Origin of the sequence: Micromonospora sp. NPDC023888, from assembly GCF_040639415.1 — a bacterium.
Taxonomy (GTDB): Bacteria; Actinomycetota; Actinomycetes; order Mycobacteriales; family Micromonosporaceae; genus Micromonospora.
In genome coordinates this window covers 126,927-140,717 of sequence record NZ_JBEZZW010000010.1, presented here as the reverse complement: position 1 = coordinate 140,717, position 13,791 = coordinate 126,927, and the positions used below count along the sequence as shown (strand labels likewise).

The 13,791-nt window shown below is 70.0% G+C and carries 11 protein-coding genes, 1 pseudogene and 1 riboswitch; of the genes and pseudogenes, 5 read left to right on the top strand and 7 right to left on the bottom strand.

Annotated features, from left to right (window positions below; all coding sequences use genetic code 11):
• The first annotated feature begins 191 nt into the window (after positions 1-191).
• Both AB0F61_RS11995 and AB0F61_RS11990 read left to right on the top strand, forming a co-directional pair.
• Positions 192-452: a hypothetical protein gene (locus AB0F61_RS11995; RefSeq protein ID WP_357807473.1), complete on the top strand. Its 261-nt coding sequence runs from the start codon at positions 192-194 to the stop codon at positions 450-452.
• Between the two features lie 13 nt (positions 453-465).
• The gene (locus AB0F61_RS11990) at positions 466-1,599 is read left to right on the top strand and encodes a cupin domain-containing protein (RefSeq protein WP_357807470.1); all 1,134 of its coding nucleotides are present in this window, start codon (positions 466-468) and stop codon (positions 1,597-1,599) included.
• A gap of 30 nt (positions 1,600-1,629) precedes the next feature.
• On the opposite strand, the gene AB0F61_RS11985 is transcribed toward AB0F61_RS11990, so the two are convergent.
• From AB0F61_RS11985 to AB0F61_RS11965, 5 genes are all read right to left on the bottom strand, one after another.
• Positions 1,630-3,093 (bottom strand): PepSY domain-containing protein, encoded by a 1,464-nt coding sequence (locus AB0F61_RS11985; RefSeq protein WP_357807467.1) that lies wholly within the window; start codon positions 3,091-3,093, stop codon positions 1,630-1,632.
• A gap of 190 nt (positions 3,094-3,283) precedes the next feature.
• Positions 3,284-3,871, bottom strand: coding sequence for a copper resistance CopC family protein (locus AB0F61_RS11980; protein ID WP_357807464.1), 588 nt, complete (start codon positions 3,869-3,871; stop codon positions 3,284-3,286).
• The gene (locus AB0F61_RS11975; protein WP_357807461.1) at positions 3,868-5,109 is read right to left on the bottom strand and encodes a Dyp-type peroxidase; all 1,242 of its coding nucleotides are present in this window, start codon (positions 5,107-5,109) and stop codon (positions 3,868-3,870) included. Before AB0F61_RS11975 ends, AB0F61_RS11980 begins: the two co-directional genes overlap by 4 nt.
• Positions 5,106-5,705 carry a copper chaperone PCu(A)C gene (locus AB0F61_RS11970; protein WP_357807458.1) on the bottom strand — a complete coding sequence of 200 codons (600 nt, stop codon included), beginning with the start codon at positions 5,703-5,705 and terminating at the stop codon, positions 5,106-5,108. Before AB0F61_RS11970 ends, AB0F61_RS11975 begins: the two co-directional genes overlap by 4 nt.
• Before the next feature lie 65 nt (positions 5,706-5,770).
• The gene (locus AB0F61_RS11965) at positions 5,771-7,798 is read right to left on the bottom strand and encodes a copper resistance protein CopC (RefSeq protein WP_357807455.1); all 2,028 of its coding nucleotides are present in this window, start codon (positions 7,796-7,798) and stop codon (positions 5,771-5,773) included.
• A gap of 131 nt (positions 7,799-7,929) precedes the next feature.
• Positions 7,930-8,144: riboswitch (cobalamin riboswitch) on the top strand.
• 125 nt (positions 8,145-8,269) lie between these two features.
• Between AB0F61_RS11965 and AB0F61_RS11960 the strand changes: the two genes are divergently transcribed.
• Both AB0F61_RS11960 and AB0F61_RS11955 read left to right on the top strand, forming a co-directional pair.
• The gene (locus AB0F61_RS11960; RefSeq protein WP_196926077.1) at positions 8,270-8,782 is read left to right on the top strand and encodes an acyl-CoA thioesterase; all 513 of its coding nucleotides are present in this window, start codon (positions 8,270-8,272) and stop codon (positions 8,780-8,782) included.
• Positions 8,783-8,898: 116 nt separating this feature from the next.
• The gene (locus AB0F61_RS11955) at positions 8,899-9,885 is read left to right on the top strand and encodes a zinc-dependent alcohol dehydrogenase family protein (RefSeq protein WP_357807452.1); all 987 of its coding nucleotides are present in this window, start codon (positions 8,899-8,901) and stop codon (positions 9,883-9,885) included.
• Between the two features lie 708 nt (positions 9,886-10,593).
• On the opposite strand, the gene AB0F61_RS11950 is transcribed toward AB0F61_RS11955, so the two are convergent.
• The gene (locus tag AB0F61_RS11950; RefSeq protein ID WP_357807449.1) at positions 10,594-11,412 is read right to left on the bottom strand and encodes a hypothetical protein; all 819 of its coding nucleotides are present in this window, start codon (positions 11,410-11,412) and stop codon (positions 10,594-10,596) included.
• Positions 11,413-12,014: 602 nt separating this feature from the next.
• Complete coding sequence (locus AB0F61_RS11945; protein WP_357807633.1) at positions 12,015-13,253, bottom strand: IS701 family transposase; 1,239 nt, start codon at positions 13,251-13,253, stop codon at positions 12,015-12,017.
• A gap of 241 nt (positions 13,254-13,494) precedes the next feature.
• Between AB0F61_RS11945 and AB0F61_RS11940 the strand changes: the two are divergent.
• A pseudogene (locus AB0F61_RS11940) lies at positions 13,495-13,785 on the top strand (transposase); the annotation flags it as partial.
• Positions 13,786-13,791: the final 6 nt, after the last annotated feature.

Genomic DNA, 13,791 nt, shown 5'->3' with positions numbered 1-13,791 from the left:
TCCCCGGTGGTTACCCGGCGCGTCGAAATGCCGTCCTGCGACCGAGCCTAGCCACGGCGTCCGGAGCGGGCGACCAGATCGACGAACCGACCCGATTGCGCTTGATGGTCCACGCCGTCCCCTATCTGACCTGCGGTAATGGCGCGATCACGGGATGTGACGGCGGTGGCTGGACCCCGATCATCGAGGGTATGACCCCATCGACCCAGCTTCCCGGCCGGTACCGACTCCGGGTCGTCATGCTGGCTCTCGTCCTCTTCGCCAGCACCGGGGCGGGTGGACACGCTCCGCCGTGGACCCGCCTGGTGCTGGTGGCGACCGCGGCAGCGGTTCCCGCCGCGATCGCTGTGACGTACGGCTGGCCGGCGGTGCGCGCCTTCCTGGGGCTGCCGTACCGGTTACGCCCGCGAGGTGGATCCCTTCCCGCGCCCAGTCCGGGCCAACCGGAGTAAGGAGACAGCGATCATGGCGAACAGCGATCCGGAGCCGCGCCGCGGCGACCAGGGGGCCCCGCCCTTCGCGGGCCGTAACGTCGAGGTCGAGCGGCAGAACCCCGATCTGCTGGTGCCGCCCACCACCGACAGCCGGTTGGTGCCCAACCTCAAGTTCTCGTTCTCCCAGGCGCACACCCGGGTGGAGAAGGGCGGCTGGACCCGCGAGGTCACCAGTCGCGACCTGCCCATCGCCACGCAGTTGTCAGGTGTCCAGTTCGGACTGGAGCCGGGCGCGTACCGGGAGATCCACTGGCATCAGCAGTCGGAGTGGGCGTACATGCTCAGCGGCAGTTGCCGGATCACCGCCGTCGACCACGAGGGACGCAACTTCATCGAGGACGTCAAGGCCGGTGATCTGTGGTTCTTTCCGCAGGGCGTGCCGCACAACATCCAGGCGCTCGCCGACGGCGCCCAGTTCCTCCTGGTCTTCGACGACGGCGCCTTCTCGGAGAACAACACGTTCCTGCTCAGCGACTTCTTCGCCCACACGCCCCGGCACGTCCTCGCCAAGAACTTCGGTTGGACGATGGCGCAGATGGAGAACCTGCCCGAGCGGGAGAAGTACATCTTCCAGGGCGACGTCCCACCGCCCCTGCAACAGGACCGGGTGATCAGCCCCACCGGCGACATCCCGCGCAGTTTCAAGCACCGGATGACCGCACAGACGCCGCAGCGTTTCCGCGGCGGAACGGTCCGGGTCACCGACTCGACGAACTTCGCGGCGTCCGTGACCACCGCTGCCGCGCTCGTCGAGGTCGAGCCCGGTGGGTTGCGCGAGCTGCACTGGCATCCGACCACCGACGAGTGGCAGTACTACATCTCCGGGACCGGTCGGATGGGCGTCTTCGCGGCGCAGGCCGCCGCCCGGACGTTCGACTTCCAGGCCGGCGACGTGGGCTACGTGCCGTTCGCGTACGGCCACTACATCGAGAACACCGGTGACGAGCCGTTGGTGTTCCTGGAGATGTTCCGGCATCCCCGCTTCGAGGACATCTCGGTGATGCAGTGGATGGCCAACACGCCCCACGAGGTCATCGCGGACACGATAAACGTGCAGAAGTCGATGGTCGACGAGTTGCCGACCACCAAACAGGTGGTGATCTGATCCGGTGCCCCGTCCGCACGGGGCGGCGGATCACCTCCCGACGGGTGCCGGCGAGGTGGGCGCCTGGGCAGGTCGTCGGCGTCGGGACACCGCGCCGGCGACGACGTCGACGACGAGGAAGGCGAGCAGGGTGAGCCCGAACAGGGGGAGCGCCCAGCCGATCGCCACGGTCACCGGTACGCCGATCAGCAGTGCCCAGAGCGGCAGGCCGCGTACGCCGCCACGGGCCGGCGGGGTGCCGGCGAGGGCGCGTCGGTCGGTGCGGGTGGGTCGGCGTTGCCACCACATGCGGTAGCCCCAGACGATGACGCAGAGCAGCCCGAGGGCGAGCGCGGCGAGCAGGATCTGGTTGACCAGGCCGAAGAGCAGGCCCATGTGGGCCTGGATGCCGAGGCCGCTGAGCTGGGCCAGCAGGGGCCAGTCGGCGAAGTCGCTGCGGGCGGTGACAGTGCTGGCGGCCGGGTCGACGGCGATGCGGTCCTTGGCGACCGGCCAGGTGTTGTCGGTCTGCGTGACGGTCCAGGCGAAGCCCGGCTCCGCTGCGGGGACGATCTCGACCGGCCCGGAGAGTCCCGCGTCGCGGGCGACTGTCAGCACCCGGTCGAAGGCCGCCGACTCGACTGTCCCGCCCTCCCCGGCGTCACCGTGGTGGTGACCACCGGCAGGCTCGACGGGCACGGCGGCGAGGCTCGTGGAGATCTCCGGCGTGCGGGCGTTGAGCGCGTCGAGACCGGAGGTGAAGTTCGCGCCCGCGTAGCGGGACCAGGTCAGGCCGGTGGCCGACAGGAAGAGCAGGCCGACGGTGAGCCAGACACCTGTGGTGGCGTGCCAACCCCGGGTACGGCGAACGCCCCTACCCGTGGACAGGTCCGGCACGAGCAGGTGCCGGGCGGTGGCTCGGGCGGCGCTGCGCCGACGCCACCAGAGGACGACCCCGCCGAGCGCCATCACCCACAGCCAGCTCGCGGCCAGCTCCGAATAGTGCTCGCCCACCGTGCCCAGGTGCAGGTGGCGGTGCAGGTCGTCAAGCCACGTCGCGGCCGGCGTGGAACCGAACCAGGTGGTGAGCTGCCCCTGCGACCCGGCGGTGTACGGGTTGATGTAGACGGTGTGCTGCTTCTCGCCGAGTTCCGGCAGGGAGAACACCACCCGGGTGCTCCGGTCGCCGTCGCCGGGCTGCACGGCGGCGATGGTGCCGGCGGGGTGCGCGTTGCGTGCGGCCCCGACCTGCTCGGCCAACGGGAGCTGACGCTCACCCACCTGGGCGACTGTCAACTTGTCCCCGTAGAGGAGCGAGTCGAGTTGCGGGGTCGTGGTGTAGGCGAGCCCGGTCAGCGCGGCGACCACCAGGAACGGGGCGACGAGAATGCCGGCGTAGAAGTGCAGCCGCAGCAGCAGCGCGCCGAACGGTGACGGGCGTCGGGGCGGCCGGGCGGGTTTCTCGGGTGTGGACGGCTCCGGCGTCGACGTGCCGGACAACTCGGTGAGAGACATGGTGATCCGATCGGAAGAGTCGGGAAGCACCCGAAGGCATCTCCCGTACTGGTCTGGTCGCCCGGTGGTGTGTCGCGTCGGCCCTTGTCTGGTAGTCGGGTCACCGACGCCGCCGGTTCCCAGGAACTGGGGACGGTCGAATCCGCTGGTGACGTGATGAGGTGACGCGACCGCGCGAGAGCGGGTCGGGTCAGCGACGGGCGGCCCGCCGCCACCGCAGCCCGGCCGCCACCACGACGAGGCCGGCCAGCGCGGCACCCGCGACGAGTACGCCGGCACCCGGGCCGCCGGCGGTCTCCACCACTGCGGCGGCGGACGGGGTGGCCGCCGACGTACCGGCGTCGGCGACCGGCGCGGCGCTGGACGCCGGGTCGGCCACGGTGAACGGGTACGACCCCTGAACCGGGTGCCCGTCGGCGGAGACGACCCGGTAGGCGACCGTGTACCTGCCGTTGGGCAGTGTGTCGGTCACCTCGACCGTGCTCGTGGCCCCGGCGACCACCGGCTCGCCGGTGGCGAGCTTCCGCCTGGCGGCGTCGGTGAGCACGATAGTGGTGAACGTGGGGTCGAGCCGCTGCATGAATTCCAGGGCGATCTCGGTCGGCGCGCTCGACAGGGTCGCGTCCCGAGCCGGCGTCGACGACCTGAGCGAGTTGTGCGCCCAGGCCGGGGCGGCCGGGACGAGCAGCGCCACGAGGACGGCGAGCACCGCCGCGCCGAGCCGGACGGCGGTGGGGCGGGGCGGCGGCCCGGGCACGGCGGCCTCTCCGGTGGTCATCCGAGCACCTGCTCGCCGATCCAGCCACCCGGCGGGCATCCCGGTGGGATGGCGAACACGGCGGACCCGATCGGCGTGGTCCATTCGTTGAGCAGGTCCCGCTCGGCCAGCCGGCGTTGGATGGGCAGGAACTGCCGGGCGACGTCGGCCTGGTACGAGGTGAAGATCAACCCGCTGTCGGCGTGACCCTCGGCTGTCGGCACACCGTCGTAGTTGTAGGGCCGGCGCAGGATCTTCAGCCGGTCGTCGGTGACCCGGGCACGGGTGAGGTGGGAGAAGTCGGGGATGACGGTGAGCCCGTCGGGGCCGGTGGCGGCGAAGTCGGGCTCGTCGTGTTCGGCGGTGCCGGTGAGGGGTGCGCCGGTGTCGAGCCGCCGCCCGATGGCGAGTTCGCGGTCGGCGCGGCCGAGCAGGTCCCAGGTCTCCATGTTCATGCTGATGCGCCGCACCACCACCGTGGTGCTGTCGCGCAGCCACGCCGGGCCGTCCGGCACCCAGAGGGCGGTGTCCAACGGGATGCCGGGCCGGGGGTTTGCCGTGCCGTCGAGTTGGCCGAACAGGTTGCGCTGCGTGTGGCCGCCCGGCTCGACGCCCGGGCTGCGCCGGAAACCCCGCTGGACCCACCGGACGGTGGCGAAGGGCCGACTGTCCTTGATCAGGACCCGTTGGGCGTGGGCGACGGTGACCGCGTCGTCCGCGCAGATCTGCACCAGCAGGTCACCGCCGGACCAGGCCGGTTGGAGCCGGTCGACGCGGAACGAGGGCAGGTCGCCGACCGAGGCCGGCCGCCGATCGTCGACACCTGCGGCCCGGTACAGGCCGGGCCCGAAGCCGAAGGTCACGGTCAGCCGTGCCGGCAGCAGCCCGAGTTCGGCCTCGGTGTCGGCAAGCGCGGGTTGACCCTGGGTGAGCCGGGCCGCGTCGTCGGTGAGCAGCCGCAGCATCCGACCCAGCGCGGCCCGGTCGGTGCCGGCCCGCAGGGTCAACGCGACGAACGCCGCGTGCGCCTGCGGTTCGGTGGCGACCCCGGCCTGCCGGGCACCGTGGAACGGCTCGACCAGGCCGCCCACGCTCGCCGCCAGCGTCGTGTCGACGGCGGTCACCGACGATGGCTCGGCCTTCCCGGCGCGGGTCACGGCGATCGCGGTCCCGCCGGCCACGGCGCCGCCGGCGGCGAGAGCCCCGCCGGTGAGCAGGCCACGCCTGCTCACCGGCCGGACGGGCGACGTCCCGGTCACGATGCCGGACTCATGCTCATCCCCGGCGTCGCGCTCGTGCCGGGCATGGGCTCCCCGTGGCCGGGGGCGTAGCTCTCCTGCGCGCCGGTGAACGGCTTGGCCACCGCGCGGAACTGCTGGGTCCGACCGTCGGCGAAGGTCAGGGTGACTGTCAACTCGTCGCCGGCCTGAACGGGCTTGGTGAGGTTCATCAGCATCAGGTGGTCGCCACCGGGCTCCAACGCGTGCGTGCCCTTGGCCTTGATCACGATGCCGCCCTGCTTCGGCCGCATGACCATCTTGCCGTCCTCCATGGCCATCTCGTGCAGCTCCATCGGCGACACCGAGGTCGTGGCGCTTGTCACCGTGACATCGCTGTCGCCGTCGTTGACCAGGGTCCCGAAGGCCGCCGTCATTCCCTTGTCGGCCGCCTTCACCCACGGGTCCCGAACGCCGAGCACACCGGCGTCCGAGTTGGCCGAGACCGACGCGGACGGGCCTGGCTGCGCCGCCGACGAAGCGTCGGACGAGTCGCAACCGGCGGCGCCCAGCGCCAGGATCGCGGCGGCGAGGACGGTGGCCGAGCGGTGTGAACCGAGCGGGCTGGTGGTGCGCATGTGTTCTTCCTCCGATGATTGCTGCTGGCTGGATGGTCGGCCGCAGCGGGGAGAAAGTTCCGGTCTCAGGGCACGTTGATCGTGAACTCCGCGGTGTGCACCTTGCCGCCGACCTGGAAGTCGAAGAACGCCCGGTACCGGCCCGAACTCGGGGCGGTCAGCCAGAACTTGACCGACCCGTCGACCAGCTCCGGCTCGGGGTGGACGTGCACGTACCCGAGGTCGCCCTCGCGGACGACGACCAGGTGCCCGTACGCGCCCAGGTACGGCTCCAACCGCACCGGTACGGTCGGGTCGGCGCTGACCTGGAAGTGCATCGGCGCCGTCACCCCCACCGTCGGGGTGCCGTTCATCGACACCGTGTACGGCCCGGCCGTCGCCTGGGCCTGCACCGGCGGCAGCGCCGTCGGGGTGTGCGCGCCGGGCACGGTGTGGTCCACGCCCAGCACGAGAGGAAGCTGCGCGCCGTTGGTCGCGGTGACGGAGAAGTCGGCGTAGACGCGGTAACCGCCGGGCCGGGCCAGCGTCAGGGGGACGCTCCAGGTGCCGTCGGACGCCATCGTCGGATGCAGGTGCTGGTAGCCGGACAGGTCACGGCCGACCACGATCAGGTGCAACGGCTTCTCGTGGACGACAGCGAAGCGGGTCGCCGGCTGCCTGTCGGTCCCGACGATGCGGAAGCGGTAGTCGGCGCGTACCCCGGGCGGTTGGGACCGCTCCAGCGGTTGCAGGGTGTACCCGCCGGCGCTGACCGTCGTCCCGGTCGCCAGCGTCTCGCCCGTAGCGGCGTCACCGCGATGCGTGTGCGGCCCGGTGCCCGCCGGGTGTTGGTGCCCGTCGGTCGCGGAGCCCACCTGCCCCGAGGCGGGCGGACCGCCCGCGGGCTGTCGGGCGTCGCGGTTCGCCGGGTTCTCGTCGCCGGTCCCGATGCGGGCCAGCCCGAACCCGGCCAGCAGAGCGATCACCAGCCCGCCGACGAACAGCGCCAGCTGGGTGTTGCTCAGCCGGGATCCGGACGTCGCGGCGGCGCGGTCCGGGTCGGGCAGTGCTCCGGGGCCGGTCGTCGGCTCGCCGTCCGTGCTGGTGACGGCCTCCGCCACCTGATCGGTCGGCGTCGGCTCGACCGCGACGCCCGTGCGGGCCGTGACGACCGTGTTGCCCTTTCGCGCCGCCGGCACGGTGGCGGGCCGCCGCTTGCCACCGGCGGTCTTGCCCGCGCCGGCCTTGCCCCCGACGGTCCTGTCCCCGGCGGCCTTGCTCCCGACGCTCCTGCCCGCGCCGGCCTTGTTCGTGGAACGGCCGCCACCGCCGCGTCGACCGGAGGTCGCCGGCGAGGTGCGGCCCCGGCCGGTGGATGCCGATCGGCGACGCCAGACGACGAACCCGGCCACCGCCCCGGCCGCCACGATCGCCACCGCCCAGCCGGCCCAGGCCGGTGCTCCGGATCCGCTCTCCTCGGTCGACCCGGTCGACGGGCCCGCCGCAGCCGGCGGGGTCGACGGATCGTCCGCAGTGGTCGGCACCGCGGAGGCCTGCCCGGACGTGCCGTGCTGCTCGGCGGCGGCGACCAGCGCCGGGTCCGGTTGGGTCGACGGCGGGGTCCACCCCTGTGGCGCCGCCGTCACCCGCCCGTCGTAGCGGAAGGTCAGGGTGCCCCGTACGGCGTCGCCGTCCGAGGCGAGCGACAGGTAGCTCACCGAATACTGGCCCTTGGCGGGCAGGTGGGCGACGGTCACCACCGCAGGGAACCCCGTCGTGTACTCCCGTGGCTCGAACTGCCCGTTGACCAGGAAGTACTCCCGTACCGGCTTCTCCAGGGGCTTCGGTTCCCCCTGCGACCAGCCGTTGTCGACCCGGGTGCCGCCCGGGGCGGTGATCGTGAAGAACGCGTTGGCGGCGGCCTTCTCGGTGAAGTAGAGCCGCACCTCCGTCAACGGCTCGCGCACCGTGGCGCCGCTCGCCGGTGTGGACATGGCAAGAGTCCCGTGAGCTGCGGCGGGTTGGGCGGACGCGAGGAGGGCGACCGCCGAGGCGAGGAGGAACGCGAGGAGGCCCGAGACCACCCGCCCGCAAGTCTGGGGGAGACGACGCATCTGGATATCCTCACCGCCGCGAGACTTTTTTCAAGAGGTGGCGATCTTCTTCCTCGATTGACAAAAGTTGACGATGACGCCGTACGCCACCGCAGCAGGACGCCCCGGGCGGACAGATTCCCTGGCCAGCTATGCTCGCCGGCGGCGCTGGTTCGCCCCGTCGTGACCGGCGGGGCGTCGTAAGAGGGAACCCGGTGAAAATCCGGGGCTGCCCCGCAGCGGTGAGTGGGAACGACAGCCGTCATCAGCACTGGGCCAACGGCCCGGGAAGCGACGGCCAGTAGGGGACCGGCACGACCGGTCAGGCCCGCGAGTCCGAAGACCTGCCGGCGCCGCGTACACAACCGTGTGCGCTGCCGTCGGCCTCGCGGGTGGGCTGAGCGGGTGACGGGCCGTGCGTGCGCGGCCACGTCCTCGTCAGCGTGTGTCCGCGACCCGGCGGTGTGGTTTCCCGAGGGACGGACTACCGCTGTGCACGACACCACCACGATCGCCGGCCGCGCGCCGTCGGCGTCGCACCTGACCCTTTCGCAGATCATGGACCAGCACCACACCAACCTGATGGGTACGGTGCACGGCGGCCGGATCCTCAACCTCATCGACTCCGTCGCCGGTGTGGTCGCCGCCCGGCACTCCGACGGCCCGGCGGTGACCGCCGCGATCGACGAGACGGCGTTCCTCCGCGCGGTGCGGGTCGGTGACGTCGTGCACGTCGACGCCCGGATCACCTGGGCCGGGCGCAGCTCGATGGAGGTGGCCGTCAAGGTGACCGCCGACCGGTGGGACCGGGCGGTGCCGCCCACCGACGTGGCAACCGCGCACCTGGTCATGGTCGCCATCGACGACGACGGCCAGCCTCGTACCGTGCCACCGCTGCTGCCGGAGACGGACGGGGACCGGCGTCGCTACCGGGAGGCGGAGATCCGCCGGGAGCACCGGCTGGCGCTGCGACGCGCGCTGCTCGACGGTGCCGACGACGGCTGAGGCGCGCCTCGGTCCGCCCGATGCGGCGCGGGCCGGTCCGCGGAAGCCGCCCCGCCGTCGATCTGGTCGGATAGCGTCCACCTGAAGCCCCCTCGATCACGGAGAGTGTGGATGGTATGCGCGCTGCGGTGCTGCGGGAGTTCGACGTTCCGCTGACAGTCGAGGAGATCGCTCAACCCACCCCCGAGCGCGGGCAGGTGCTGGTGCGGATCGTCGCCAGCGGGGTCAACCCGCTCGACACGAAGATCCAGGCGGGAAAGGCCGCGCACGCGCGCATCCAGCTTCCCGCGGTGCTCGGCCTGGACGTTGCCGGCGTCGTCGCGGCGGTCGGCGCGGAGGTGACCGACTTCGCGCCGGGGGACGAGGTGTACGGGCTGTGCGGGGGCGTGGGCGACCTCCAGGGTTCGCTCGCCGAGTACGCCGCCGTGGACGCCCGGCTCCTGGCCCGCAAGCCGAACACACTCTCGATGCGGGAGGCCGCCGCGTTGCCCCTGGCGGCGATCACCGCCTGGGAGGGGCTCGTCGACCGGGCCGGAGTCCGAGCCGGGCAGAAGGTGCTGGTGCACGGCGGCGCCGGTGGTGTCGGATACGTGAGCGTCCAACTCGCCCAGGCGTGCGGCGCCGAGGCGTACGCCACGGGCGGGCCGGCGAGCATGCCGCTGATCGAGAGCCTGGGCGCGGTGCCGATCGACTACACCTCGACGAGCGTCGAGGAGTACGTGCAGACGTACACCGGGGGCGAGGGGTTCGACATCATCGCCGACAACGTGGGCGGCTCCACCCTCGACGCGTCGTTCGCTGCGGTGCGCACCTATTACGGACACGTGGTCAGCGCGTTGGGTTGGGGAACGCACTCGCTCGCCCCGCTGTCGTTCCGGGGAGCCACCTATTCCGGGGTGTTCACGCTGCTGCCGATGCTGACCGGGCGCGGTCGTGAACACCACTGTGAGATTCTGCGCGAGGTCGCGGCGCTTGCCGAAGCCGGGGCCATGCGCCCGCGACTGGACCCACGCACGTTCACGCTCGACACGGTCATGGACGCCCACCGGCTGGTCGCCAGCGGCAGCGCCAACGGCAAGGTGGTCGTGGACATCGTCGGTTGAGCTCGTCCACCATGCCAGCCATCAGGCGGCTCATCGACGGCGACACCACGCCCACCCCGGCGGTCGGCGAGACGTCAGCCGACCCTGCCACCGGTCTGGGGCTTGCCGGCGGCGCCGGCTGGACATCCCGCCATCCGGCGACCCGGGCGAGCCGAGCAGACCGCCGCCCGACCCGCCAGCGTCCAACCGTGCGTCAAGGCCGTCTTGACGAGGCGGGCCGGGCGGCGGCCCGCTCCCCAGCAGGGCGGGTCGACGGCAGACAGTGAGGATGGTGGGGTGGGTCGCCGGGTTGAGCAGGGTTGCTGCGCTGGCGTAAATGGGGCTGTTCTGGTGGGCGGCGCATCGGCCCGCCGCCAGCGGCGTTACCGCAGCACTGGCCATTCTTCCTTCAGGCACCGCACTGCACCGCTGAGCCGTGGACGTGGCAGAGGCCCGACGGGCGTGGGCGGATGGGCCAGGGACCGCCCTTGCGCGCGATGACTTGGCAGCGGGAAGCCGGGCTGGTGCTGATGCTGGCGCAGCAACGGTCGCATCTGCCTCGGCGCGTCAGTAAAAGAGGCGGCGGGTGGTGGGTATCTCGACCAAGGCGACCGGATGCGGCACGATCCAGGTCCGAGGGCTACGCCGCCGAACCCAGACTGCGACAGCTCCCGCGTCGGCGGGGTCAATGGAAGACGTCCGAATAGCGTCGGGACGGCTGCAAGGTTCCTACGCATCATCGACGGGGACGTTAGGATCAGGACTATTTATCCGATCGTTTATCTCCTTTTGGTAATCGGCTACCTTTTCAATCAGTTCGAGAAGGTCTTGTGGAAAACCGGATGGCGGTCTTCCCCTCGCAGTAAAGATTCGCGCCGCGTTCCGGCCCTCTTTCGTCAGTAGAAAAACTGTCTTATTCGGGTTGTGCGGCAGCCGTACCTGGCGCACGAGGCCTCTTTGAAATAGCTCTTTACTCGTCGGCAGGATAGATAGCCCGGCTCCAAACTTGAACCCCGGCTGCCGGCTCCTAATTTCATCGTCCGCGAGCATGGACAAGTAGTGGCCCTCGCGCACCGTGGCGTCAGCTAGAGCAGATCGCGCCGATTCCAGGTCTGCGCCGGTTGGGAATTCACGCATCATCCGAACGATTTCAGGATCTGCCTCCCTGCTGGCAGTGGGCGGCAAGTATGGAAGCTCGTAAGAGCTGCCACTAAGGTCGCCATCCCCTGTTGAAGGTGGGTATGCGAGGCGCTGCTGCGGAAGTCGAGAGGAGGACGCCTGATGAGCAGAATTCTCAATTTCAAGCGCCAGCGCCTCCTTCGCTACGGGCTCAGGCATTCCGCCAAGGACGCGCGTCAAAAGTTTCTCGCTCATGGTGTGGACGGTCTGTCGCGTACCCTCCATTTTTTCTTCGATAAGCGTCAGGGCTCTCATCGTCTGTGCGTAAACTTCTTGAGCCTTCTCCTGTTGGTCATTCGCTGCTGCGGCCTGAACGATAAACATGATGATTTGAGCAACGAATGCGATTACTGCCAGAGCCAATGCCACGACGGACAGGGTGTCCGCATCTTTTACGGTGGATACTACCGACAGGACTGCTAACAGGGCTGCGCAAAAAACGATAGCGGAGATTGCAATATCTCGCCAAGCTAGCCGCACGAAACTACGATGCTCCTTCAATCTCACCCCCAGGAACCGCCGTTGACCTCCGAAAGGACGAGTGTACTGTCATCGATGTAGTCTGCGGCGGTAGGTGGGGGCCTGTCTGTCGTGTCCGAGGAGCAGATCGCCGGCCTAGAGTTGATTCCGGCTCGCATCGCCTGCACAAGCACCTCGACTCGCCCGAAGCTGCGGGCTCGGCGCGCCCAGTTGAGCGCAGTCGGGCAGCCTGATCCACCGCCGCCCACTCCTAACGGTGCGGGGCACACAGGGGGCACAAGACACTGTCAAACGTCGTCAACCAGCCGCTAACGATGACCACCAAGACGCCGTGTGAGCAGGTGTCGGAAGGCGTCGCCGCTGGTAGCGGCGTGGGAGCTCTTAGTTCCGCTTCAACTCACCTGGGTCGAACTGTTGCCGGGCGTCTGTGGCCGTGTCTGGTTCGCCAGGTGGGGAGTGGCTAGCGTCTAATACTCCAGCAGGAGATCGTTTCAGGGCTCAGTGAGGGCTTGTCGTGCGTAGTGGCTGATCTTGGCTTCGGCTTGGTGCTGGCGTCGGAAGATGGACCAGGCGATGAGGTCGCCGATGCGTCGGGTGGGTTCGATGACCAGGGCGTGGAACAGGCGGCGGAGTTCGTTGACGGTGATCGGGATCAGGCCGTCCGGGGTGGTGGTGCTGGCCGCTGCGGCGGCGGCGAGGAACGCGTGTGCGGCGATGACGAGGGTGGTCCAGCGGTGCCAGGCCCGCCAGCGGCGGTGTTGGTGCTGGTCCAGGCCGAGCCCGGTCTTGGTGGCCTGGAAGGATTCCTCGATGCTCCACCGTCGGCCGGCGACGGCGACCAGGTGGTGCAGGGGGACGATGTTGGGTGACCAGCAGCGGTAGAACGCCAGCTCACCGGTGGTGCGGTTGCGCCGGATCAGCAGCCAGTGGTGACCGTCGTGTTGGTCGACGGCCAGGGGCAGGGTGACGAACGCCCAGTCGTAGTAGCGGTGCCCTTTCGCCCCCTGGCCGACGGAGATCCGCTGCCACGCCCGTATCGGCAGGCCGGCGGCGATCTGGTCCGCTCGCTGGATGCCAAGCCCGGTCGGGACCCGGTGCGAGCAGGCGACCGCGAGGACGTAACCGAGTCGATGGTCGCGTAACGCCGCGGCCAGGTGCGGGTCACCGCCGTAGGCCTCGTCGCCGGCAACCCATCGGCATGGCAGCCCACCGGAGACGGCGGTGTCGATCAGCCGCTGTGCCAGCTGCGGTTTCGTGGCGAAGCCGACGGTGTCGGGCACTCCAGCCTCCACCCGACGCGCGGGGTCGTCGGTCCAGGACTTCGGCAGGTAGAGAGCGACGTCGACCAGGGTGTGCCCGGCTGGTGAAGCATAGGAAAGGTGCACCGCGAGCTGGCAGTTCTCGATCTTCCCGGCGGTGCCGGAGTACTGCCGTTGCACCCCGACGGTGTGCACGCCCTTCTTCAGGTCACCGGTCTCGTCGATCAGCAGCACACCGTCCGGGTGCCCGAGCTTGACCGCGACGAAGTCCCGCACGTCGGCGCGGACCTGCGCGTCGTCCCACCTGGCCCGACCGATCAGGTCCTGCAATCCTCCTGGCCCGTCGTCACCGGCGTGTTCCGCGATCGTCCAACAGTTCTTCGTCGGCAACGGCGCCAGCAGCCCGGCCATGAAGTCCCGCACCCGCCGACGCGGCTCAGGCCGGCCGAAGCGCGACCCGACCACGTCCATCAGCTCGTCAAACAGCCCAGACCATCGCTGGACGTCTACTCTGTAGGCGGCAGCCACCGCCGTATCTTTGGTCCACACAACCACGAGACTCAGCGGTGGCTGCTCCCCGCCCACGGACAAAACCACACCGCCGCAGCAGGTCAGAACGGATGGATCTCCTGCTGAAGTACTAGTAGTGCTTTGTTAGGTCGTTGTGGCGTGTCGCTTGTATGGGTGTTGTGGCGGTGTTTGGCTGCGGTGCGTGGATGAGCGGGATCTCGTTCGGTTGCGGGCGCGGTTGGAGGACTTCGCGGCGGGGATCTTCGCGGGGTTGCGGCGCTCGGATCAGCGGGCGACTGGTCTGCGGTATCTGCGTGGGCTGATGCTGGACGGCCGGCGTAAGTCGATGCAGCCGATGGCGCAGCGGCTCGGGGTCGATCACCAGCACTTGCAGCAGTTCTTGACGTCCTCGACCTGGGATGTCGCCGGTGTGCGGCGGCGGCTGGCGACGGCCGCGGTTGATCTGGTGACGCCTCAGGTGTGGGTGGTCGACGCTTCG